The organism is Bradyrhizobium sp. CCBAU 51745 (genome assembly GCF_028128715.1).
Classification (GTDB): Bacteria; Pseudomonadota; Alphaproteobacteria; order Rhizobiales; family Xanthobacteraceae; genus Bradyrhizobium; species Bradyrhizobium manausense.
The window spans coordinates 346435-369787 of sequence record NZ_LBJP01000001.1; the positions used below are offsets into that span (position 1 = coordinate 346435).

26 protein-coding genes are annotated in these 23353 nt (G+C 63.7%); 7 read left to right on the plus strand and 19 right to left on the minus strand.

Translation table 11 applies throughout. The annotated features are described in order from the left end of the window. Positions 1 to 16: 16 nt before the first annotated feature. From XH98_RS01680 to XH98_RS01700, 5 genes are all read left to right on the plus strand, one after another. On the plus strand, positions 17 to 616 hold the full coding sequence (locus tag XH98_RS01680; RefSeq protein ID WP_271617608.1) for a PepSY domain-containing protein: 600 nt from the start codon (positions 17 to 19) through the stop codon (positions 614 to 616). A gap of 37 nt (positions 617 to 653) precedes the next feature. Continuing rightward, positions 654 to 1820, plus strand: coding sequence for a DUF3734 domain-containing protein (locus XH98_RS01685; protein ID WP_271617609.1), 1167 nt, complete (start codon positions 654 to 656; stop codon positions 1818 to 1820). A gap of 29 nt (positions 1821 to 1849) precedes the next feature. Continuing rightward, positions 1850 to 2641 carry an acetoacetate decarboxylase gene (locus XH98_RS01690; protein ID WP_271617610.1) on the plus strand — a complete coding sequence of 264 codons (792 nt, stop codon included), beginning with the start codon at positions 1850 to 1852 and terminating at the stop codon, positions 2639 to 2641. Positions 2642 to 2710: 69 nt separating this feature from the next. Then, a complete protein-coding gene (locus XH98_RS01695) occupies positions 2711 to 2974 on the plus strand; it encodes a hypothetical protein (protein ID WP_271617611.1) in 264 nt (87 codons plus the stop codon). Between the two features lie 96 nt (positions 2975 to 3070). Next, the gene (locus XH98_RS01700; protein ID WP_271601557.1) at positions 3071 to 3676 is read left to right on the plus strand and encodes a hypothetical protein; all 606 of its coding nucleotides are present in this window, start codon (positions 3071 to 3073) and stop codon (positions 3674 to 3676) included. 117 nt (positions 3677 to 3793) lie between these two features. Here XH98_RS01700 and XH98_RS01705 read toward each other — a convergent pair whose 3' ends face one another. From XH98_RS01705 to XH98_RS01760, 12 genes are all read right to left on the minus strand, one after another. Further along, positions 3794 to 4828 carry a Gfo/Idh/MocA family protein gene (locus tag XH98_RS01705; protein ID WP_271601558.1) on the minus strand — a complete coding sequence of 345 codons (1035 nt, stop codon included), beginning with the start codon at positions 4826 to 4828 and terminating at the stop codon, positions 3794 to 3796. Between the two features lie 6 nt (positions 4829 to 4834). Further along, complete coding sequence (gene aroQ, locus XH98_RS01710; RefSeq protein ID WP_220001223.1) at positions 4835 to 5284, minus strand: type II 3-dehydroquinate dehydratase; 450 nt, start codon at positions 5282 to 5284, stop codon at positions 4835 to 4837. 13 nt (positions 5285 to 5297) lie between these two features. Next, positions 5298 to 6044 carry an amino acid ABC transporter ATP-binding protein gene (locus tag XH98_RS01715; protein ID WP_220001157.1) on the minus strand — a complete coding sequence of 249 codons (747 nt, stop codon included), beginning with the start codon at positions 6042 to 6044 and terminating at the stop codon, positions 5298 to 5300. 61 nt (positions 6045 to 6105) lie between these two features. Continuing rightward, positions 6106 to 6933 carry a transporter substrate-binding domain-containing protein gene (locus tag XH98_RS01720; protein ID WP_271601560.1) on the minus strand — a complete coding sequence of 276 codons (828 nt, stop codon included), beginning with the start codon at positions 6931 to 6933 and terminating at the stop codon, positions 6106 to 6108. Between the two features lie 51 nt (positions 6934 to 6984). Next, on the minus strand, positions 6985 to 7641 hold the full coding sequence (locus XH98_RS01725) for an amino acid ABC transporter permease (protein ID WP_271601561.1): 657 nt from the start codon (positions 7639 to 7641) through the stop codon (positions 6985 to 6987). Between the two features lie 10 nt (positions 7642 to 7651). Continuing rightward, on the minus strand, positions 7652 to 8320 hold the full coding sequence (locus XH98_RS01730) for an amino acid ABC transporter permease (protein ID WP_220001160.1): 669 nt from the start codon (positions 8318 to 8320) through the stop codon (positions 7652 to 7654). A 51-nt stretch (positions 8321 to 8371) separates the two neighbouring features. After that, positions 8372 to 9226: a shikimate dehydrogenase gene (locus XH98_RS01735; protein ID WP_271601562.1), complete on the minus strand. Its 855-nt coding sequence runs from the start codon at positions 9224 to 9226 to the stop codon at positions 8372 to 8374. 15 nt (positions 9227 to 9241) lie between these two features. Beyond that, a complete protein-coding gene (gene aroE / locus XH98_RS01740; protein ID WP_271617612.1) occupies positions 9242 to 10069 on the minus strand; it encodes a shikimate dehydrogenase in 828 nt (275 codons plus the stop codon). Between the two features lie 3 nt (positions 10070 to 10072). Next, complete coding sequence (locus tag XH98_RS01745) at positions 10073 to 11299, minus strand: CaiB/BaiF CoA transferase family protein (RefSeq protein ID WP_220001163.1); 1227 nt, start codon at positions 11297 to 11299, stop codon at positions 10073 to 10075. Further along, entirely contained in the window at positions 11296 to 11766 is a 471-nt protein-coding gene (locus XH98_RS01750; protein WP_271617613.1) for a MaoC family dehydratase, read from the minus strand. The genes XH98_RS01745 and XH98_RS01750 overlap by 4 nt, the downstream gene beginning before the upstream one ends. A gap of 13 nt (positions 11767 to 11779) precedes the next feature. Beyond that, entirely contained in the window at positions 11780 to 12166 is a 387-nt protein-coding gene (locus tag XH98_RS01755) for a VOC family protein (protein WP_271617614.1), read from the minus strand. A 4-nt stretch (positions 12167 to 12170) separates the two neighbouring features. Next, on the minus strand, positions 12171 to 13115 hold the full coding sequence (locus XH98_RS01760; RefSeq protein ID WP_057751140.1) for a ketopantoate reductase family protein: 945 nt from the start codon (positions 13113 to 13115) through the stop codon (positions 12171 to 12173). A gap of 104 nt (positions 13116 to 13219) precedes the next feature. Between XH98_RS01760 and XH98_RS01765 the strand changes: the two genes are divergently transcribed. Both XH98_RS01765 and XH98_RS01770 read left to right on the plus strand, forming a co-directional pair. Beyond that, on the plus strand, positions 13220 to 14188 hold the full coding sequence (locus XH98_RS01765; RefSeq protein ID WP_057751143.1) for a LysR family transcriptional regulator: 969 nt from the start codon (positions 13220 to 13222) through the stop codon (positions 14186 to 14188). 79 nt (positions 14189 to 14267) lie between these two features. Beyond that, positions 14268 to 15167 (plus strand): LysR substrate-binding domain-containing protein, encoded by a 900-nt coding sequence (locus XH98_RS01770; protein WP_057751146.1) that lies wholly within the window; start codon positions 14268 to 14270, stop codon positions 15165 to 15167. A 90-nt stretch (positions 15168 to 15257) separates the two neighbouring features. Here the strand turns inward: XH98_RS01770 and XH98_RS01775 are convergent, their stop codons facing one another. Genes XH98_RS01775 through XH98_RS01805 form a run of 7 tightly spaced genes read right to left on the minus strand, consistent with a single transcriptional unit; the run spans position 15258 to position 23334 of the window. Next, entirely contained in the window at positions 15258 to 16721 is a 1464-nt protein-coding gene (locus XH98_RS01775; RefSeq protein WP_271617615.1) for an amidase, read from the minus strand. Positions 16722 to 16738: 17 nt separating this feature from the next. Next, the gene (locus XH98_RS01780) at positions 16739 to 17536 is read right to left on the minus strand and encodes an FAD binding domain-containing protein (protein ID WP_271617616.1); all 798 of its coding nucleotides are present in this window, start codon (positions 17534 to 17536) and stop codon (positions 16739 to 16741) included. Between the two features lie 11 nt (positions 17537 to 17547). Further along, positions 17548 to 19935, minus strand: a complete 2388-nt coding sequence (locus XH98_RS01785) for a xanthine dehydrogenase family protein molybdopterin-binding subunit (protein WP_271617617.1) — start codon at positions 19933 to 19935, stop codon at positions 17548 to 17550. Positions 19936 to 19937: 2 nt separating this feature from the next. Then, on the minus strand, positions 19938 to 20429 hold the full coding sequence (locus XH98_RS01790) for a (2Fe-2S)-binding protein (protein WP_194479802.1): 492 nt from the start codon (positions 20427 to 20429) through the stop codon (positions 19938 to 19940). A gap of 21 nt (positions 20430 to 20450) precedes the next feature. Next, entirely contained in the window at positions 20451 to 21551 is a 1101-nt protein-coding gene (locus XH98_RS01795) for an ABC transporter ATP-binding protein (RefSeq protein WP_057751153.1), read from the minus strand. A gap of 2 nt (positions 21552 to 21553) precedes the next feature. Then, a complete protein-coding gene (locus XH98_RS01800; protein WP_271601572.1) occupies positions 21554 to 22459 on the minus strand; it encodes an ABC transporter permease in 906 nt (301 codons plus the stop codon). Continuing rightward, complete coding sequence (locus XH98_RS01805) at positions 22456 to 23334, minus strand: ABC transporter permease (RefSeq protein ID WP_271601573.1); 879 nt, start codon at positions 23332 to 23334, stop codon at positions 22456 to 22458. The genes XH98_RS01800 and XH98_RS01805 overlap by 4 nt, the downstream gene beginning before the upstream one ends. Between the last annotated feature and the right edge of the window lie 19 nt (positions 23335 to 23353).

The window sequence follows — 23353 nt, forward strand, 5'->3', positions numbered from 1 at the left end:
AATCGAGATTGATCCGATGTCGAAGAACCATTTGTTTGCAGCGATCGTGTGGTCCGCGGCGCTCGCCGCGACCGGAGCGGCCGCTGATGTGCGGAATTCCGCTGATGCAAGCAAGCAGGCCGTGAGCGAGCAGAGCGATGCCGAAGAGGCAGCCATCCGCCGCGTGCTTTCGGAGTTCCGCACCACCCGCGTCCCGCTCAGCCAGGCGATGGCGATAGCGGAGCGCCTGCACAGCGGATCGAAGACGGCCGACATCAGCTTCGAGATCGCAGGCCCGGCCGTCTATCGCATCCGCACGCTCAGAAATGAGCGCGTCTGGGAAAATGCCATCGATGCAAAGACCGGAGACGTCACGGGCAAGGAGACGACATTTTCACTCAAGGAGCTCGATCGGGAAGATCTCGCCAAATTCGTCGCCCTGAAATGGATCAAGCAGGAATTGTCTGATGCCGTGCAGGTCGCCGAGAAGGCTGCAGGAGGCAACGCTCTTGCCGGCGGATTGATGCGACAAGACGGCAGGCTCAACTTCGTGGTCGTCGTCGCATCCGGGGACCACTTGAAGGAAGTGATGCTCGAGCCGCCCAAGATCAGAGGCCAGACTTCGGGCGATCGTTGACACGAGCCTTCCCATCAATCCTCAAAGAGCAAACTCAATGAACTTCCAATCCCGGTCACAGTTTTCATCCGCACAGCGGCAATTGCCATTCGATTGCATCGCCCTGCTGTTGCAGGGCGGGGGTGCGCTCGGTGCCTATCAAGCCGGCGTCTATGAAGCCTTGGCCGAAGCCAGCATTCATCCCGATTGGGTCGCCGGCATTTCGATCGGCGCGATCAATGCCGCCATCATCGCCGGCAATCCGCCGGAGTCCCGCGTCGACCGTTTGCGCGATTTCTGGACCCAGGTCACTTCGACGGCGCCGTGGGAGTGGTCCGCTCTCAGCGATTGGGCAAAGACCGACAGCACGCGCAACCTCATCAACCAGATGAGCGCCGGTCTTGCGGCCACGTGTGGCGCAACCGGCTTTTTCTCCGCCCGTCCCATCCTGCCCTGGCTGCAGCCCGGCGGAGCCAGCGATGCGACCAGCATCTATGACACGCGCGCGCTCAGGACCACGCTGGAGCGCCTGGTCGACTTCGATCGTCTCAACGCCGGGCTGACGCGCTTCAGTGCCGGCGCCGTCAACGTCCGAACCGGGAATTTCGTCTATTTCGACAACACGACACATACCATCCAGCCGGAGCACATCATGGCCAGCGGCGCGCTGCCGCCCGGCTTTCCGGCCGTCGAAATCGAGGGCGAGCACTACTGGGACGGCGGCCTCGTCTCCAACACGCCGCTGCAATGGGTGATCGAAACTGATGCGCCGCAGGACATGCTCGCGTTCCAGGTCGACCTCTGGAGCGCGCGCGGTCAACTTCCGCGCAACATGGCCGAAGTCGTCACGCGCCACAAGGAAATCCAGTATTCGAGCCGCACGCGCGCCAGCACCGACCAGTTCAAGCGGGTGCAGCGCCTGCGGCGCGCGCTGACGGATCTGCTCGGCCGGCTGCCGGAGGATCTCACCCAGCATGAGGACGTGAAGCTGCTCAGCACCGCGGTCTGCCGCAACGTCTACAACATCGTTCATCTGATCTATCGCGCGCGCAATCACGAAGGCCATTCCAAGGACTACGAGTTCTCGCGGCTGTCGATGCAAGACCATTGGCGCGCCGGCTATCACGATGCGCTACGCACGCTGCGCCATCCCGAGGTGCTCGCCCGGCCTACGAGCCCCGACGGGGTCTTCACCTTCGATCTCGAACATGACGGCCGCGAATAGCCCCAACCCATCGCGTGGAGAGAACACTGATGCGCGAGACTGATGTGAAGCAACGCGCCTTCGCCATGCCGCTGACCAATCCGGCCTATCCGCCCGGGCCGTACCGGTTCGTCGATCGCGAATACCTGATCATCACCTATCGCACCGATCCAGCCAAGCTGCGAGCCGTGGTGCCGGAGCCGCTGGAGGTCGACGAGCGAGAGGCTCTCGTCAAATACGAGTTCATCCGCATGCCCGATTCCAATGGCTTCGGCGACTATACGGAAAGCGGGCAAGTCATTCCCGTCTGCTTCCGCGGACGCAAGGGCGGCTACACGCACTGCATGTTCCTCAACGACGAAGGACCCATTGCCGGTGGGCGCGAGCTATGGGGCTTCCCGAAAAAGCTCGCGCAGCCGACGTTGAGAACCGAGATCGATACCCTGATCGGCACGCTGGATTACGGCCCGCTGCGCGTCGCGACGGGGACGATGGGCTACAAGCACCGCGAGGCCGATCTGACGAAAGTCAAGGCAGCGCTCAGCGAGCCGAACTTCCTGCTCAAGATCATCCCGCACGTCGACGGTAGCCCGCGAATCTGCGAGCTCGTTCAATACCGGCTCGAGGATATCGCGCTGAAGGGCGCCTGGACCGGGCCTGCGGCCCTTGCGTTGACGCCACACGCGCTGGCGCCCGTGGCCGAACTGCCGGTACTCGAGATCATCTCCTCCGTTCACATCCGCGCCGACCTCACGCTCGGCCTCGGAACGGTGGTGCATGATTATCTGCGGCAGCCGGCGCGCGGCTCGATCCGAGCCGGTGAGAGGGCCCTGGTCTTTTGACGCCAGTTGCGCGTCGCGTCCGGGGGCGACGCACAGATCCTGCGCGCACGTTATGAAGAAGCATATGAGATGGACATTCTGAGCATGTCTCCTGTCAAGCAAGCCAACCGGAACGAGACCAGGCACTGTTTCCAGCTCAACTTCGCGGAAGATAACCGTCATGGGAACGCCCTGCGCGTCTGCGAGGCGCTTTTCAGTGAGGATGTGCTGCCACGCGATGCCAAGCTGATGGCCCCGAGCGACTTCTACGCAGCGATTGCCTCCGGACCATCTCGCACTCGGCCAACAGCCAGGGACGAAGAGGTAACGTTGCTTCCCTTTCTCGCGGCATGAGCGACCTCGCACCAAACGGCGAGGCAATTGACCCAGGTCAACACGAGCAAAGCCAGGCCCGGACATCATCCGGCTCGAACAGTCACGGAGACGATCATGTCAGAACAGAGCAGCATGCATTTTTACCTGAATTGGGCCAAGGAGCGCATCGACGAAATGGATGCCGCCCTCGCCTCGTTCGAGGTCAAGGCGGGCGAGGCCAAGGCGGAATCCAAGGTCAAGGCCGAGCAGATCATCGCCGACCTGAAGAAGCGCCGCGACGAATTTCAGGTGCAGCTCAAGGCACAAGCCGAAGCCGGCGAGGCAGCCTGGGCACGCAACAAGACAGAGCTCGAAAAGCAGTGGAACGGCTTCGAGGCGCAGATGAAGGTTTACTTCGAGAGCGCCGGCAAGCAGCTCGAGCAGCAGCAGGCTACGTTCAAGGACATCGCCGCCGCGCAGACGAAGGCTTGGCGCGAGGCCGCCGACAAGTTCCGTGAGGCGGCTGGCAAGGTCGCCGCAACCCATACCGGGGATTTCGATGCGGCCCTCAAGCAGATGAAATCCGATGCGTCAGAGGCGGAGGCACGTCTGCAGAAGCTGAAGCAGGCTGGCAGCGAGTCGTGGACGGTGCTGGGCGCAGCGCTCGCCGAGTCTCGCAAGGCGTTCGATCAGGCCAATCAGGCGGCTTGGAATGCGCTGAAGGGCTCTGGCGCGAGGTGAAGCTCAACCACGGGCCGGCAAATCCCCCGGGACATCTGCACCTATCGGCCTGCGAATTTCGGACGGCCGACATTTCCAGACGCGGATATCTCGGGGAGGACGCCATGCGTTTCGGTATCAAACCGACACGAGAGCTCCGCTTTCCGCCGCGCGCTTGACCGCGTCGATCACCCCGAGGGTTTTCAACCCTTCGCGCCCGCTCACCACAGGCTCGGCCGTACCGCGGATAACCCCGCAGAAATTGGCGATCTGCAGGCCAAGCGGGTCTTCCTTCTCGTAGCTCAACCGCTCGCGCTCGATCGGCGCCCACCAGCTCGCCTTGCTTGGGTGATGCCATAGGTCGAGTTGCGGAATGGCCAGCGATGCCCTCGTGCCGCCGATCTGGTAGCACGCCTCCTGCGTATGGGTGTAGGCCGGGTTCTCACCGGCGGTGAATTCCCAGCTCCAGGGCGACTGGATGGTATCCGAGACATTGACCGTTCCAAGCGCGCCGGAGGCGAAGTGCAGGATGATCACCGCGGTCTCCTCGACCGCGTTTCCGCGCAGCCGATTGGATTGCGCGGCTTGCACCGCGACGATATCCCCGCACAGGTACCGCAACAGGTCGACATCGTGGATGAGATTCAGGAAAACAGGCCCCGCCCCTTTCTCGCGGCGCCAGGCCACGTCGAAATAGTCGTCCGGCTTGATCAGCCAGAACATGCCATGCACCGACACGATCTGGCCGAGCCGGCCGCTGTCGATCTCCGCCTTGGCGCGCTGGATCATCGGATTATGCCGGCGGTGATGGCCGGTGAGCAGCGGCACGCTCGCCCGCTCCGAGGCTTCGACCAGCCCCTGCGCTGCGACGATCTCATCCGCCAGCGGCTTCTCGATCAGCGCCGGGATGCGAGCTGCGATACAATCCATGCCGTTGGCCACGTGCATCTGGTTGGGGGTGGCGACAACCACCCCCTCCGGCCGATTTCCGGAGAGCATGTCCTGAAACGACGGAAACCAGTCCACCTTCAGCGATGCCGCCAGCTCTCGGGCCGCCGGCATCGGATCGACGATTGACGACAGCGTCGCCTCCGGCCGCGCGAGAACGTGCTCGATGTGTCGCTTGCCGATGAGGCCCGCTCCCATGACCGAGAGGCGGACGGGTGCGCTCATGCGATGCTATCCCTTCGTCTCATCAAGCAGCTTGGCCACACGCCGCAAGCCGAGCAGGTACCCTTGAGTGCCGAAGCCTGCGATGACCCCATCGGCCCGTTTGGAGATAAACGAGTGGTGACGGAATTCCTCGCGCTTGTGCACGTTGGAAATATGCACCTCGATCACCGTGCCCTCGAACGTGTTCAAAGCATCCAGGATGGCGACCGACGTATGGGTGAAAGCTGCGGGATTCATCACGATCCCGGCAGCCGTCTCGCGCGCCTCGTGGATCCAGTCGATCAACTCGTATTCCCGGTTGGATTGATGGAAGCGAATCTCCAGGCCGAGCTCCTTGCCCAGCGCCCGACAGTCCCGCTCCACATCCGCAAGCGTCTCGTGACCATAGATGTGGGGCTGGCGCTTGCCGAGCAAATTGAGATTTGGGCCGTTGAGGACGTAAACTAGACGACTCATAAGAGAACTCCGTTCAGTGATGGGCGAGGATTTCGCCAAGGAACTGCCTGGTGCGGGCATGCTGTGGATTGCGGAAGAACGCCTCGGGCTCGCCTTCTTCGATGATCTGGCCTTCAGCCATGAAGATGACCCGGTCGGCGACCTGGCGGGCAAAGCCCATCTCGTGGGTGACGCAAATCATGGTCATGCCGTCATTGGCGAGGCCGATCATCGTATCGAGAACCTCCTTGACCATCTCGGGGTCGAGCGCCGAGGTCGGTTCATCAAACAGCATGACCTTGGGCTGCATGCAGAGCGCGCGCGCGATCGCCACACGCTGTTGCTGTCCGCCCGAAAGCTGAGCCGGATATTTCTCGGCCTGGTCGCCGATGCGAACGCGCTCGAGATATTTTCGCGCGGTCGCTTCCGCCTCAGTCTTGCCGATGCGGCGCGCGCGGATGGGCGCGAGCATGCAGTTCTGCAGGACAGTCATATGCGGAAAGAGGTTGAAGCTCTGAAAGACCATGCCGACGTCCTGACGTACGACATCAATGGCCTTGATGCTGTCGTCAAGCCGATGACCGTTCACCACGATGCTGCCCTGCTCGATCGCCTCGAGACGGTTGATACAGCGGATCAGCGTCGACTTGCCTGAGCCAGACGGGCCGCAGAGCACGATCTTCTCGCCCTTGCGCACGGTGAGATTGACGTCACGGAGAGCCTGGTACCCGCCGTACCATTTCTGCACGCCCTTCATTTCGATCAGGATATCGTCCTGCATGGATTCGGCTCCGATATCGGACGGCGGCCAACGCGGATCGCGCGTCGGCCGCTCGCAATGGCTACTGAACTGTGAAGGGAACGCCGGGGACCGAGTCCGGGAAGATCGGCACGGGCGCCTTCATCCATTTGGCGTAGAAGCTGGCCAGCTTGCCGTTCGACTTGATCTGGTCGATGAACTTGTTGGCCGTTTCGTTCCACTCCTTGTCGCCGAGGCGGGTGCAGGCCCCGTTATACAGAGCGGTGAAGTGAAGCTTGGGCTCGAACCCGAGCTCCGGCTTTGCGGCGTTCAGGCGCTGCGGGTAGAAGCTGTTCGCGCCGACGGCCTGCACCTGGCCCGAGAGCAGCGCCTGGATCGTGGCCGCATCATCATCAAACCTGCGGATTTCGGTGCCCGCCGGAGCATTGTTGGTGACCTGGGTGTCCTGCGTGGAGGATCTCGGAACGCCGATCACGAACTTGGCCATGTCGGCATTGCTGTTGATCGGGGTTGCCTGGGCCGCCACCAGCGTAATCTCGTTGGCAACATATGGCTTGGAATATTGCACCGCCTTTGCGCGCTCGGGCAGCATGGCCATGGTCGCGAACAGAATGTCGACGCGGCCCGTGGTCAGCGCCGGAATACGATTGGCCACCGCGAGCGGAACGAACTCGGCCTTCACGCCGAGATAGTCGGCGAAGGCGCGGCCCATGTCGGCGTCGATGCCATCCTGCTTTCCCGAGCTGTCCACATAGCCCCAGGGCGGATTGTCGCCCTGAATGCCGATGACGACGACGCCCTTCTTCTTCACATCGTCCAACGTGCCGGCCTGCGATTTGCCCGCGATGGCGACGGCCGCCAATGCCAGCAGCGCGGCTCCGAACTGGCGACGACTACGTGAAAACAACATAAGTATCTCCTCCTGGTGATGGCTGTTTGTGATTGAATAGGTGCGCCGTTGCTACCTTTGGCTGGCCAGGGCGAGCCTGGCCTCCATCCGGCTGCCCCACCATGACAGTGGCCAGCAGAGGATGAAATACATCGCGCCGACCACGCCGAAGACGAGCAACGGCTGGAAAGTCTGGTTCGATACGATTTGACCGGCGCGGGCGAGTTCGATGAAACCGACGATGGCGGCGAGCGACGTGCCCTTGATGAGCTGCACGAGATAGCCGATCGTCGCGGGCAGCGAGATGCGGATTGCCTGTGGCAGCACGATATCGCGCATGCGGGACGAATAGTGCAATCCGAGCGCCATCGCCGCCTCGGTCTGGCCACGCGGCACAGCCTCAATCGCGCCGCGCCAGATCTCGCCAAGGAACGCGGAGGCATTCACGGTGAAGCCAATCGCCACCGCGACGAAGGCGTCGAGCTTCAGCCCGGTGAGCGCCAGGCCATAATACACGACGAAAAGCTGCAGCAGCAGTGGCGTGCCCTGGAATATCCCGATGTAGATGCGGGTGGCCCATTCCACGCCCTTGTGACCACAGGTGCGCAGCAATGCGACGGCCAGCCCCGCCGTGCAGCCGCCAACGAATGCGACCAGCGTCAGCAGCACCGTCCATTGCAGCCCACGCAGCAGGAAGCCGAACTCGGGAAGACCAAAATGCGGTGTCATGATCGCCCCCTCAGCGTGTCGGATAAGAGAAGAAGCGGTGAGAGATCGCCGCAAAGCCCAGCATCAACAGCCAGGAGATCGCGAGATAGAGGAAGGTGACGGAGAAATACACCTCGAAACTACGGAAGGTATCGCTTTCGATGCGCTGGGCAACCGACGTCAATTCGTAGGCTGATACCGCCGAACAGATCGACGAGGTCAGCGTCAGCATGATGAACTGGCCCGTGAGCGAGGGGTAGATCGCACGAAGCGCGGGCTTGAGCACGATGAACCGGAACACCTGGCCTTTGTGCAGTCCGAGCGCGTAGCCGGCCTCCACCTGTCCTTTATGAATGGACTGCACCCCGCCGCGGATGATCTCGATGGCATAGGCGCCGCCATTGACACCGAGCGCGATAATGGCGGTCGCGGTTGGATTGAGCTTCAACCCGATCAGCGGCAGCGCGAAGAACAGAAAGAAGATCTGCACCAGGAAAGGCGTATTGCGCACGACCTCGACGAAGCCGATCACGACGGCCCGCAACCAGGCCGCTTTCGAATCGCGTGCCGCGACGCCGGCGACGCCGATCACCATCGCGAGCGTCATGCCGGCGAGCGCCAGGCCCAATGTCCCCACGCACCCCCACAGCAGGGCGGGCATCGCATGCCAAACCACCGAGAAATCGAGCGTATAGCCCATTAAGCGTTTCCTCTCGGGCGTTGTGCGTGCCGCTCGCCCATCGGCCAGACGTCACCCACCCAGGGATGCAAAAGTGGCGAAGAAGACGTCCGGATCAGGTGAGATGTCCGTGAACAGACGAAATGCCTCGGTGCCCTGGAAGATCGCCATGCCGCCACCGTCGACGGTGCGGCAGCCGAGGCTACGTGCCGTGCGCAGCAGGGCGGTTTCCAGCGGGAAATAGACGATCTCGGCGACCCACAGATCGGGACGCAGCAGATCCGTCGGCAGCGGCGTGCCTGGATATTTGTCCATGCCGATCGGCGTCGCGTTGACGATTCCGTCGGCGGCAGCGACGTACGCGGCAACATCCTGGCCAGCCCTCAAGCGCCCCTCCGCAAATCGGGGAGACAAGCTATTTACCAAACTCTGCGCTTTGGCCAAGTCGACATCGACAATGGTCAGTTCCCGCACGCCGAGCTTCATGAGCGCGAAAGCAACCGCCGCGCCCGCTCCGCCCGCGCCAAACTGGACGACCCGACCGAGCGGCGCACCCTGCATGTTGCGGCGAAAGTTCTCGGCAAAGCCGAACCAGTCGGTGTTGTGGCCGGTCATTCGACCGTTCCTGATGACCACGGTGTTCACGGCACCAAGCGCCTCGGCGTCGGGCGAAAGCTCGTCCAGGAGTGGGATGATGGCCTGCTTGCAGGGATGGGTCACGTTCAGCCCGTCAAAGCCCATCCGCTTTGCCGCCATCAGCAATTCGGGCAGCGCTTCTGCTCCAAGTTTCAACTCAGTCAAGTCAATCTTCTTGTAGAGATAGCGGATGCCGGCGGCGTCAGCAGCCGCTTCGTGCATGGGCGGAGTGCGCGACGCAGCAATGCCGCTGCCGATCAGGCCGACAAGGAAGCTGGGTTTGGGATGCATATTCGGTATCGCCCTTCAGCTCAAGGGGATGGTCAGTTCGGCGATGACCTGAGCCGTGCTCGGCCGAACGCCGCGCCACCAGGCAAAAGCTTCAGCGGCCTGCTCGACCAGCATGCCGACGCCGTCGGCCAGCTTGGCGACGCTTTCGGCGCGGGCCGCTTGCAGAAAGGGAGTTAGCCCCTTGCCGTAGGCAAGTTCGTAGGCCAGTTTTGCACCGCGAAAGACATTGCGCGGAAGCGGCGGCATCTCGCCGCGCAGGCTGGCCGACGTCGCGTTGACCACGACGTCATAGCCCTCGGCAAGGTCGGCCAGCTCAGCGTAGCCGCTGACCATCAGGGGGCCGCAGCCCGCAAACTCTTCGGCCAATGCGACCGCCTTCGACAGCGTTCGGTTGACGAGAACCAGCTCGGACGGCTCCTGGCGCAGGAACGGCAGCAGCGCGCCACGCGCCGCCCCTCCAGCCCCGAGCATCAGGACGCGCCGGCCGGCCATCGAGACGCCGAGATTGACCGTGATGTCCCGTACAAGGCCGATCCCGTCGAAATTCTCGCCAATGATCCGATCGCCGACGAACTTCAGGCAGTTTACGGCGCCAGCTCGGTCGGCGCTCTCTGAAAGCTCGTTTGCGTAGGCGAAGGCATCGAGCTTGAACGGCGCGGTGATGTTCAGCCCCTTTGCGCCCTCTGTCCGGAATTGATCAACCCGTTCGCTGAAACCGTTGAGGGGACCCTCGATCGCCTCATAGACAAGGTCCTGTCCTGTCATCCTGGCGAAAGTGCCATGGATGAGAGGTGATTTGCTGAAGCCGATCGGATTGCCGATCACCGCATAACGGTCGCTCATCGCTCACTCCTGCACTGCGACTTCGTTGTAGAGCACGCCGTCACGCACCATCGCCTCAACGAGATCGGCCGACAGACCCAGCGACTGTGCAATCCGGCGATTGTCCTGGCCCAGCAGCGGCGCTGGAGTACGCACGGTGGTATCGCAATCGGAGAACCGGAACGGCAGGTTCGGCAACGTCACCTTGCCGAGCACAGGATGCTCCTGCTCGACCAGCATGCCGCGCGCCTGAATCTGCGGATCCTTCACGACCTCCTCGATGGTCTGCACGGGAGCCGACGGCACACCTGCTTCGTCGAGTGCAGCAAGACAGGCGTCCCGAGAGGGTTGCGACAGCGTCCAGGTGCGCACAATCTCCATCGCTTCGGCATAATGGGCGTTGCGCGCGGCAGGCGTGGTGAAGCGTTGGTCGGATGCCAAATTGTCTCCCCCGATCAGGCTCGCCAATCGTCGCCAAGCATCGTCGACCTGCGCAGCGATGACAAGATTGCCGTCCTTGGCCGGAAACACGCCGTAGACGGTCGAGTCCGGCTGTCCGCTTCCGGTCTGCTTCGGCAGGTCGGTCCCGCCGGAGAGGAAGTAGCGCTGCACGGCATAGTCGTGCATCGAGACCATGCAGTCGTACAGCGCGAGATCGATATGCTGGCCTCGCCCGGACGACGCGCGGCCGACCAGCGCGGCATTGATCGCAGCCACGCCGTGAATGCCGGTATACATGTCGGCCAATGGCATCCGCAGCAGCGGCGGCGCTTCACCGGGATTGCCCAGTTGCGCCAGAGCGCCCGACATCGCCTCTGCGATCAGGCCGAAGCCCGGACGATCGGCATAGGGGCCGGTGTGGCCATAGGCGGAGACCGAGCAGTAGATCAGTTTGGGATTGCGCGCCGACAGCGCCTTGTAGCCGAGCCCGAGTCGATCGAGCGCGCCGGGGCGATAGTTCTCGATGAAGACATCGGCCGTGTCGACCAGCTTCATCATCATGTCCAGACCGCGCTTGTCGCGCAGGTCGATGCACAGGCCCTGCTTGCCCATGTTCTGCTGCAGGAAGTAGCCGGATTGTCCGTCCTTGAAATAGCCATGGGCGCGGCCCGCATCGCCTTGCTTGGGACGCTCCACCTTGATGACCTCAGCGCCCATCGCGGCGAGGCAACGCCCCATGAACGGGCCTGCCAGGAAATGGCTGTAGTCGATGACGCGAATGCCTTTGAGAGGCAGATCTTGTGCGGTCATGCCTGCTCTCCCGCGGCGTTGGTCTTCGGGCGCATCGGAATCATCAGGCGGTGCTCGCCGAGCTGCACCACATCGCCGCGCTGATTGATCAGCTCCGAGGGCAGCACCACGATGCCCCACCCTTCGCGCTTCGTGGCGCGCATCGAGCCAACGCGGAACTTGACGTGCACGGTGTCACCGAGCTTGATCGGCAGCTTGAAGTCCCAGGTCCAGCCCAGCGACATTCCCGGAAGGAAGCGGTAGTCGGCGCGGGTCTTCAAACCGTCGGCCAGCGACAGGCCAAACAGCCCGTGCGCGACGCGCGTGCCGAAGGGCGTGGTCTTGGCGTATTCCTCGTCGACATGAACAGGCGTGAAATCGCCTGTCAACTCGGCATAGGCATTCACCATTGCTTCGGTGACCGTCACCGCGGGGGTGACGCATTCGTCGCCGACCTTGGCATCGTCCCAGTAGCGCTCATCGCTCATGTCGCGTGTTCCTTTAGGCCCGTGGATTGATCGCCAGCGCCGCTTCCACGGTGCCCGCGCTGGCTTGCAAGATTTCGACGTTCAGCCCGCCCGGCAGTTCGAGCCAGTTCGGCCCGGCGGACAGCGCTTTGGCGCCCCATGCAGCAGCACGGGCGAGCACACCTTCGTAGTCGTCGACCATGATGCCGAGATGGGCGAGACGCCCCTCCGGTCCGACGAAGTTCGGATCCTCGATGAGTTGCACGCTTCCGAGCACCCATACCTGGCGCGGGCGCGCGCCTTCGGCCGCTTGCTCGTCGCGGATACCGAGGCCAAGCACCTGGCGGAAGAAATCGACGTGGCGGTCGACATCCGGCACCCGGATGGCAACGTGTTCGACATAGGCGCGGGGGAGCGTCATCGCCTCAGGCCTTTCCAGGATAGTCGGTGCGGGCATATTCCAGGCCCTTGACCAACGCAACGATGGTGGAATTCACGGGGGTGGGCATGTTGAGCTTGGCGCCCCAGCGCACGACCGAGCCGTGAATGTAATCGACCTCGGTCAGATTGCCCGATTGCAGGCTCTGCAGCATCGACGTCTTGAACTCGGGCGGCAGCCCGGCAGATGCCATGGTCCACGCGCGGCGCGGATCGGTGATCGAAATCTTCACGCCTGCGGCCTGCGCCACCATGATGCCCTCGGAAATCGCCGCGAGCGCACACTCTTCCAGGACCGGCAGTGAATAGAGGCCGCCATAAGTCAGCCCGGTGACGGCGGTGATTCCTCCTCCGGCGACGTTGATGAACAGCTTGTCCCACATCGTGCCAAGGATGTTGTCGCTGAGCAGCGTGAGAATGCCGGCACGATTGAACGTCTCGGAAATCCGCTGTGCGCGTTCGGTCAAGCGTCCATCGAGCTCGCCGATGATGGTTTCCTTGCCGACCACTCCGGAGCGAACATGACCCGGGCCGAGCAGCACGCCGCCAACATAGGTCTTTCCTGCCATGACCCTGTTACGACCGACTTCCTCCGCAAGGATGTCTTCGTGGCCAAGGCCGTTCTGCAGCGACATCACGACCGTCTGCGGCCCGATGATCGGCGCGGCCGCCCGGATCGCATCCCGCGTGTGGTAGGATTTGACGAGGACGATGACGAGGTCCGCCACCCCACCGACCTCGGCCGCGGAGGTGCACGCGGTGACCTTTGCAATGCTCTCGACATCGCCTTCCAGCATGCGGAGGCCATGCGCATTGATCGCTTCGACGTGTGCACGGAACGGATCGATCAGGAAGACGTCTGCCCCGCCCCGCGCCAGCGTGCCGCCGATCGTCGAGCCCAAAGCCCCCGCTCCGACAAAGCAGATTCTCATCCGAACTCTTCTCCCTGCGCAACTTTTGGCGTTGGAAGCCCGGATAGCAGCCGGCGGAACATTTTGATATGCTATGGGACTTATATTGATTATTGTGAATCGCAATGACGCGTCGTGACCTGCCCCACACCAACCTGCTCGACCCCCGCCTGCTCAGGCTGTTCGACGCGCTTTTCACCACGGGCAGCGTCACCAAGGCGGCCGAGAGGCTGGGTCAAAGCCAGCCGACGGTGTCGATCTGGCTTGCCCGCCTGCGGCAGGAACTCGACGATCCGCTGTTCGTCCGTTCGCCGGAAGGAATGCTGCCGACGCCTCGGGCCGAGGCGCTTATCGGCACCGCACGGCAGGCACTGGAAATGCTGCGGCGGCTGGCCGAGCTGCGCACGGACTTCGATCCTGCCACCGCCAAACGGCGCTTCAGCATCTGCATGACGGACGCGAGCCATGTGACGCTGCTTCCAGCCATCCTCGCCCATGTTCGGCGCGTCGCGCCGGGCATCCGGATCGAGGCGGCGCAGATCGGCACGGATACTCCTCACATGCTTCAGTCCGGCGAGGGCGATCTCGCGCTCGGCTACATCTCCGATCTTGATGCCGGCCATTTCCAGCAGGCGTTGTTTCCGCAGGATTGGGTCTGTTTGGCGAACGCTCAACATCCTCGCATCAAGGACCGCATCACGCTAAGAGATTTCAGGCGTGAGGCTCACGTGCTCATTCGGTCCGGCACGGGGCATCAGCTGCTCGCTGACGCCTCCCGCGAACAGGGGATCGAGCGGGACATCGCGCTGGAGCTGCCGGGCTTTCTCGGCCTGCCCGCGATCGTCGGAACCACCGACCTGATCGCCACGCTGCCGCGCCACATCGGCGAAACCCTGGCACACTATTACGGGCTGCGCGTGCTCGCGTGCCCGCTACCAATCCCCAGCTTTACAGTCAAACAATACTGGCACGCCCGATTCCATCATGATCCCGCAAGCCAATGGTTGCGCGGGGTTTGCGCCGAGCTTTTCCAGCAACAGGACGTCCGCGGCCTGCATCGCTCAAGCCGACCGCCGAGACGCAAGCCGACTTGACTGGCGGCCATCGTGCTGACCGCGGAATGGGTCGTCTAGCATGGGAATTGCATAGTTCCTGAGCAAAACGGATTGCCTTATGAACCTGATCAGTCTCGATATCCGTATGCTCAGATCGTTGATCTCGGTTGTCGAGACCGGCAGCATCACCGAGACTGCGCGCCGGCTCGGCCGCACTCAACCGGCCATCACCTTGCAGCTGCAGCGGCTGGAGGAGCTGACCGGCAAGCAGCTCTTTCTCCATGGCGGGCGCCGGCTCACGCTGACCGAGGATGGCACCACGGTCCTGACCTACGCCAAGTCCATCCTGCGGCTGCACGACGAGCTGATCTCGCAGCTGGCTTCGCAGGAGATCGAGGGCCAGGTCGTCCTCGGCACGCCGGATCTCTACGCGGCCTTCATGCTGCCGTCGATACTCAGCGTATTTCGCAAATCCTTTCCGCGTGTACAGGTCGAGCTCAACTGTGCGCTCTCGACGCCGCTGGTCGGCCTCGTCAAGCGCGGCGATGTCGACATCGCGCTCGTCACCCGCATGAATGATTTCACCGGCGGCCAGGTGGTCCGCCGCGAGCAGCTCGTCTGGATGACCGGCGAGCAATCCGCCGCGCATCAGGAACGGCCGATTCCGCTCGCTCTGCTGCCCCCGGGCAACATCTATCGCGACTACGCGATCGACACGCTCGAGCGCGCGAACCTGCGCTGGCGCGTCGCCTGCGTCAGCGAAAGTGTCGGCGGCCTGCAGGCCGCGGCCTTCGCTGGCATGGCCGTCACCGTGCTCGGCCGCAGCGCGCTGGTCCCGGCGATGCGCGAGATCGGATCCAGCGAGGGATTGCCGCCGCTGCCGAAGATCGAGCTGCTGCTCTACAAATCGAGCGGCGCCACCTCAAAGGCGGCGACCGCGCTGCATGACTACCTCGCGCACTATTTGCGCCTCGACGAAGAGCTCAGCGGCCGCGGCATTCCGATCGAGCTGGGCTAGGCCGCCCAACGCTCGAAAACAACCCCATGCACAGTAGAACGGCCCTTGATTGCAAAGGGGTTTTTCGCGCGCTGGCGCTTCCCCCTCCGACTAGCGCAACGCAACCCGCGGCCAGAATTTTGCCCAGGGCTGCGCCTGCTCGAAGGCGGCCGCGATACGGAAGATTGTCGGCTCGTCGAGCCAGGGCGCGATGACCTGAAGCCCGATCGGCATGCCGTCGCGGTCGAAGCCGCAGGGCAGCGTCGCCGCCGGCAGACCGGCGAGATTGATCGGCCAGGTGAAAGGCGACCAGCCGAGATGCGGATCGACCTCGCGACCGTCGATCTTGCCGACGCCGATCTGCCCAGCCTCGAAGGCGGTGACAGCGACGGTCGGCGTCACCAGCGCATCGACGCGCTCGAACAGCTTGACGAAGGCACTGCGCGCCTGGCCGCGGCGGTAGCTCGCTTCGATATAATCCGTGCCGCTGTAGCGGCGGCCGGCGCTGACGATATTGCGATAATCCGCTTCGGAGCTGGCGAGATCGGCCGTCGTCTTGGTCGCGACCGCAGCGGCTTGTTCGGTGAAAGCGATGGGCTTCAGAGTATGCTCCAGGATGCCGGGGTCGAGACCGGGGCCATCCATGGTGACCTGCGCGCCGCAGGAATCGAGAATGGCGAGCGCCTTGCCAAAGGCCGCGCAGACGTCAGGGCTAACGGCGGCATAGCCGAGATCGGCGCTGGCGCCGATGCGAATGCCGTCCAGCCGGCCCGCATCCGTATCGAAGCGGCGCGCGGACACCGGAAGGCTTGCGGCATCGCGCAAATCGTAAGCAGCGATGATCTCCAATGTCAGCGCGGCATCCGCGACCGTGCGCGTGATCGGCCCGGTATGAGCGAGCGAGGCCCAGGACGGCGGCGAGAACCCAGGTGAGCGCGGCACGAGGCCGAAGGTCGGCTTCAGCCCAAACACGCCGCAGAAGGACGACGGCACCCGGATCGAGCCGACGCCGTCGGTGCCGATCGCGATCGGGCCGCAGCCGGCGGCGACGCCTGCCGCCGCGCCGCCGCTCGATCCGCCGCTGGTACGACCGGGATTCCAGGGATTACGCGTGATGCCGGTGACGGGGCTGTCCGCCGTCAGCTTGTAGCCGGACTCACAGGTCGTGGTCTTGCAGGTGATGATTGCGCCCGATGCCTTCAGCGCCGACACCACGGCGGCGTCGGCATCGGGCACAAAGCTCGTGTTCATCGGCGAGCCGGCATAAGCGGGCACGTCCGCGACGAAGACGAGATCCTTGATCGTGACAGGGACGCCGGCGAGCGGCCCCCTGGCTTCACCCGCGCGCATCTCCCTGGTCAGACGATCGGCTTCCACCCTTGCCTGCTCATACATCGGTGTCACCACCGCATTGCAGGCTTCATCCGTGGCTTTGAGCGCGGCAATGGTGTCGTCGATGACATCGCGCGGGGTGAATGCCTTGCGCCGATAGCCGGCCATGATCTCGGTTGCAGAAAGCGCGCCAAGGCCAGTCGGCGCCGGCGGGAAGGCCGCTCGGCCGGAACCATCAATCATCATCAACCCTTAGAGAGCTAGCTGAGCGCCGCGTCGACGGCGCGCTTGGCCATCACCGTGACGAGATGCGCACGGTAATCGGCTTCGGCATGGATATCGGAGGTGAGGCCGTCGGTATTGATCTTGATCGCCGCAATCGCGGACGGATCGAAATTCTCCGACAACGCCGACTCCATCGGCGGCACGCGGAACACGCCCGGACCCGCGCCTGACACGGCGACGCGGACGCCATCGGCGAATTTCGCGACGAACACGCCGACCAGCGCATAACGCGACGCCGGTGCCTTGAACTTTGCGTAGCCCGCTTTCAGGGGCACGGGGAAACGGATCGCCGTGATGATCTCGCCCGGCTCGAGCGCAGTCTCGAACAGGCCCAGGAAGAACTTGTCGGCCGCGATCTCGCGCTTGCTGGTGACGATGGTGGCGCCAAGGCCGAGCACGCCGGCGGGATAGTCCGCCGCCGGATCGTTGTTGGCGACGGAGCCGCCGATGGTGCCACGGCTGCGCACGGCGGGATCGCCGATCATCGAAGCCAGTGTCGCGAGCCCCCGGATCTTCGTTTGCACCAATTTTGAGGCCGCCACCACCGCATGCGGCGTCATTGCGCCGATGGTGATCGTGGTGCCGTCGTCGGCAATGCCCTTGAGGGAGCCCAGCTTCGACAGATCGATCAGCGCAACCGGGCTCGCCAGCCGCTGCTTCAGCGTCGGGATCAGCGTCATGCCGCCGGCGATGAGCTTGCTGTCCTCGATCGAGGTCAGCAGCTTGGCGGCATCCGGGATCTCATCGGGCTGGTGATAGGCGAATGGCTTCATTGTTGTCCTCCCTATTCCGCCGCGACCGGCAGCGACGCGTTTTGCAGCAGACGCCAGATCCGGTTCGGCGTCGCCGGCATGTCCACGTGAGTCACGCCGAGATGCGACAGCGCGTCGACGACCGCGTTTATGACGGCGGCCGGCGAGCCGATGGTGCCGACCTCGCCGCAGCCCTTCACGCCCATCGGCGTGTGCGTGCAGAGCGTCGAGTGGGTCGCAACCTTCATCATCGGCAGATGATCGGCGCGCGGCATGCAGTAATCCATCAGCGAACCCGACAGCAGCTGGCCGGAGCCTTCGTCATAGACCGCGTTCTCGAACAGCGCCTGGCCGACGCCCTGGACAATGCCGCCGTGAAGCTGCCCTTCCACGATCATCGGGTTGATGACCGTCCCGACGTCATCGACTGCGGTGTAATTGACCAGCGTCACCGTGCCGGTCTCCGGATCGACCTCGACCTCGGCGATGTGGCAGCCGCCGGGATAGGTGAAGTTGACGGGATCATAATAGGCCTGCTCTTCGAGTCCCGGCTCCAGCACTTCGAGCGGATAGTTGTGGGGCACGTAGGCGGCGCCCGCGATCTCCTCGAAGGTCTTCATGCGGTCGGTACCGGCGACGGAGAACCTTCCGCTTTCGAAGTGAATGTCGGCTTCCGCCGCCTCGAGCAGATGTGACGCGATCTTCTTGCCCTTGGCGATCACCTTGTCGGTCGCCTTCGACAGCGCCGCGCCTCCGACCACGAGGGAGCGCGAGCCATAGGTGCCCATGCCGAACTGAACGCGATCGGTATCGCCGAACACGATGTCGACATTCTCGAAGGCGACGCCGAGCTTGTCCGAGACGATCTGCGCAAAGGTCGTCTCGTGGCCCTGGCCGTGATTGTGGGTGCCGATCATGACCGTGACCTGGCCCGTCGGATGCACGCGCACCGTGGCGCTCTCGTAGAGGCCACCGCGCGCACCGAGGCGTCCAGCGAAGCGCGACGGCGCAAGGCCGCAAGCCTCGACATAGGTGGAGTAGCCGAGCCCGCGGAACCTGCCCTTGCGCGCGGAAGCTGCCTTGCGCGCACCGAAGCCCTTTACGTCGGCCGCGACCAATGCGCCGTCGAGGCAGCCCATGGGATCGCCGGAATCGTACTGCACCAGAACAGGCGTCTGATAAGGATACGCCTCTTTCGGAATCATGTTGCGGCGGCGGATCTCGACGCGGTCGATCCCCATCTCGCTTGCCGCAACATCGACGATACGTTCCAGCACGAAGGTCGCCTCGGGCCGGCCCGCGCCGCGATAGGCGTCGACGGGGACGGTGTTGGTGAAGACCACCTTCACATTGCAGTAGATCGCCGGCGTGGTGTAGACGCCGCTGAGCAGCGGGCCGTAGAGATTGGTCGGAATGTTCGGCCCGAAGGTCGAGAGATAGCCGCCCATATTGGCAAGCGTGTTGACGCGAAAGGCGAGGAATTTTCCGTTTTCATCCAGCGCCAGCTCGGCCTCGGTGACGTGGTCGCGGCCGTGGCGATCGGAGACGTAGCCCTCCGAGCGGCTCGCAACCCATTTCACCGGCCGCTTGACCCGCTTGGCGGCCCAGGTGATCACGGCCTCCTCGCCGTAGTGGAACTGCTTGACGCCGAAGCCGCCGCCGACGTCGGGTGCGACCACGCGCAACTTGTGCTGCGGGATGTTCAGCACCAGCGCGCCCATCAGGAAGCGCACGACGTGCGGAAACTGGCTGGTGGTCCACAGCGTGAAACGGTCCGTGCCAGGCTCATACTCCGCGATCGCCGCGCGCGGCTCCATGGGATTGCCGATCAGGCGGTTGTTGACGAGGCTCAGTCTTGCGACATGCGCGGCCTTGCGGAACGCAGCCTCCACCGCGGCCTTGTCGCCGAGCTCCCAGTTGCAGCAGATGTTGTTCGGCACGTCGTCGAACAGCTGCGGCGCACCGGACCTGACGGCCTCGAGCACGCCGACCACGGACGGCAGCACCTCGTAATCGATCTTCAGGAGCTCGGCTCCCGCATTGGCCTGCTCCGGCGTTTCCGCGATGACGAAGGCGACCATGTCACCGACGAAGCGCACTTTGCCCTGCGCCAGCATCGGGAACGGCGGCTCCTTCATCGGCGTGCCCTTGGCGTCCGTGATACCCCAGCCGCAAGGCAGCGAGCCCAGGCCGTCGGCCTTGACGTCGTCACCGGTCAGGACCGCGATCACGCCAGGTGAAGCCAGCGCCGCGCTCTTGTCGATGCCGCGCAGCACCGCATGACCATGCGGCGAGCGCACGAACACGCCTGATGTCATGCCGGGCCGTTTGATGTCGGAGACGTAATTCCCGCGGCCGGTGAGGAAGCGCTGGTCTTCTTTCCGCTTCGGTGCAGCGCCGATGCCGATCACATTGCCCATGGTCACTCTCCCTTGGCGGCGTTCATGGCGGCAGCGCCTGCCATCACCGAGACGACGATGTTCTGGTAGCCGGTGCAGCGGCAGATGTTGCCTTCAAGGCCATGGCGGACGTCGGCCTCGGTCAGATCAGGCTTCTCGGTCGCGAGTGCGACCGCCGTCATCAACATGCCCGGCGTACAGAAGCCGCATTGCAGACCGTGATGCTCGCGGAATGCCTCCTGCATCGGATGCATCTGGTTCGAGCCGGGCGCACCTTGCAGGCCCTCGATGGTGAGCAGCGTCGCGCCGTCGAGCGCGGGCGCCAGCAGCGTGCAGCTCTTCACCGGAAGCCCATCGAGATGGACCACACAGGCGCCGCACTGGCTGGTATCGCAGCCGATATGGGTGCCCGTGAGATTGAGCTGTTCACGCAGCAGCTCGGCAACGAGCGTTGCCGGCTCGACATCGACAGTGGTTGGCCGGCCGTTGAGGGTGAAGGATATCTGCACGGTCATACTCCTGTGCGCGACGGGGCTTTAGGCGAGTGGCAACGCGCTGCCGGTGGCCCATGTGGCCATGACGACATCGCCGACGGTGAAGGGATCTGCGAAGAAGGTCTTTTCCGGCACGTAGGCGACGAACTCGTCATCGGGCACGGTGTCGAGCATGACCTTGACGAAATAGCCCTGGTATTCGATCGCGAGCACGCGGCTCGGCAGGGACGTGGTATAGCCTGATGGCAAGTCCCTGCCCGGCCTGACAAGCGCGACGTCGTCGCGGCGCACTGCGATATCGACCTGGTCGCCGACGTTGACGGTGGGTCGTGCCTGGAGCGGCACCTCGATGCCGGAAGGTGCCGCGAGCGTGAAGCTGGCACCGTTGACCTTCTCGACCCGGCCCGACAGCACATTCTGGCCACCCATGAACTCGGCGACATAGCGGTCGTGTGGATGGGCGTAGACATCGCGCGCGGCACCCGCCTGCTTGATCCTGCCCTGCTCCATCACCACCACGAGGTCGGCAAGCGCGATCGCCTCGAGCTGGGTGTGGGTGACATGGATGAAGGTGATGCCGAGCTCCTGCTGCATCCGCCTGAGCTCCTGGCGCATCTGGACGCGGAGCTGCTCGTCGAGCGCGGAGAGCGGCTCATCGAGCAGCAGCACGCGCGGCTCGGTGATGGCAGCGCGCGCCAGCGCAACACGCTGCTGCTGGCCGCCGGAGAGCTGCGCCGGCAGACGATCGGCGAACTGCGTCAGCCGCACCTTTTCGATCATGGCATCGGCGGCACGCAGGCGATCGGCCTTGGACTGGCCGCGGACACGCAAGGCAAAGGCGATGTTCTCGCGCACGGTCAGATGCGGGAACAGGGCGTAGGACTGGAACATCATCGCAGTGCGGCGCTGCACCGGCGCGAGCCCCACAACGTTCTGGCCGCCGATCACGATCTCGCCGGCTGTGGGGTCCTCGTGGCCGGCAATCATGCGCAGGATCGTGGTCTTGCCGCAGCCGGACGGGCCGATGAAGCAACAATAGGCACCGTCGTCGATCCTGAGATTGACGCCGTCGACCACGTTAGTCACGCCGTCAAAGCTCTTGCAGACACCGGCCAGTTCGATATCGCCGCGATCGTTCTTCATTCCTAACCCTTTGCCCGGCTGCCGCGCTTCTTCTGGATCAGTACGATGGTGCCGAGGCTTGCACCGATGACGATGAAGGAGACGATTGTGGTCACCGTGCCCAGCGCGTAGAGCGAGGGCGACGTGACGTTCAGCGTCATGCTCCAGATCTCCAGCGGCAGCGTGTTCAGCGAGCCCGCGGTCTGGAGACTGCGTGCGAATTCGTCGTAGGACAGCGTGAAGCCGAACAAGGCCACCGCGACGAGGCCGGGCGCCAGCACGGGGATCATCACCAGCCAGACCGACTGCCAGCGGCTGGCGCCGAGATCATAGGCCGCCTCCTCCCAGACATGGTTGAAGCGCGACATCACCGCGAACATCACCAGCACCCCGAACGGCAGCGTCCAGGACAGTTGCGCGCCGAGCGCCGAGGTGTACCAGCTCGCGTTCAGCCCCAAGGCCTGGAACAACAGACCCGTGCCGAGGCCGAGCACGAGGCCGGGCGCCACCAGGCTGCCGATCATCACGTAGAAGACGACGGTGTCGCCGCGGAAGCGCTTGCGAAAGCCGAGACCGGCAAGGAACGACACCACCACCGTGATGATGGTGACGATGACCGCGAGCTTGATCGAGCGGTCGAAAGAGCCTTTGACGTCTCCGGTCCGCACCTGGGTGAAGAGATCGACGAACCAGTGCAGCGATTGTCCCTTCATCGGGAACACGAGGCCGCCGCGAATGTCCTGGAACGACAGGATGTAGATGCAGAACATCGGGCCGTAGAGCGCGAACACGTAGGCCGCGAACAGCGTCGCCAGCACGTAGAAGGTCCAGGGACGGCCGCCCTTGCTCGGCGCAATGGCCTTGGTCGATGCCGGCACCACCGTCTTGGAGGTCTCGGTCTTGGGCATGTCGGCAAGAATCGCGCTCATCGCGTGATCTCCTGCCTGATGTCGACGGTGCGCAGGATCAGCGAGACGATCGCAACCAGCACCAGTGTCAACAGCACGGCGCTCGCCGCTGCGGTCGGATATTGCAGCACGCCGACGTCCTCATAGAACGCGCTGACCACGGAAGCCGAGCCGCCGCCGGACATCACCTTGACCACGAAGAAGTCGCCCATCACGATCGAGACCACGAAGATGGTGCCGAGCGCGATGCCGCTCTTGGACATCGGCACCACGATCAGGCGCATGATGTCGAGGCGGCTGGCACCCGCGTCGATCGCGGCCTCGATCAGTTTCTTATCGATCCGCGCCATGGAATTGAAGATCGGCACGATCATGAAGATCGTGAGCTGATGGACATAGGCAATGACGACAGCGAGGTCGGAGAACAGCAGAATTTCCAGCGGCTGACGGATCACGCCCATGGCGAGCAGCACCTGGTTGATCAGGCCTTCCTTGCCGAGCAGCGGGATCCAGGAAATCATTCGGATGATGTTCGAGGTCCAGAACGGCACGGTGCAGAGCAGGAACAGGCCGATCGCCAGCAACTGGTTGCGGACGTGAAACACCAGGAAATAGGCGACGAAGAAGCCGATGAGCAGCGTGAATATCCAGGTCAGCACCGTGAACTTGATGGTCGCCAGATACAACTTCAGCGTCAGCGCCGAATGCAGCACCTCGACATAGCTTGCCAGCGTGAAGCCGGGCGTCAGCCCGCCAAACCCATCGGTGGCAAAGAAGCTCGCGGCCAGCACGACCAGGATCGGCGCGACGAAGAACGGCACGAGCACCAGGACCAGCGGCGACACATAAAGCCAGCCGGCGAGATTGGCGCGTGATGGGGTTTGACTGGGCTGCATCTCGACAAACGCCTTCGGT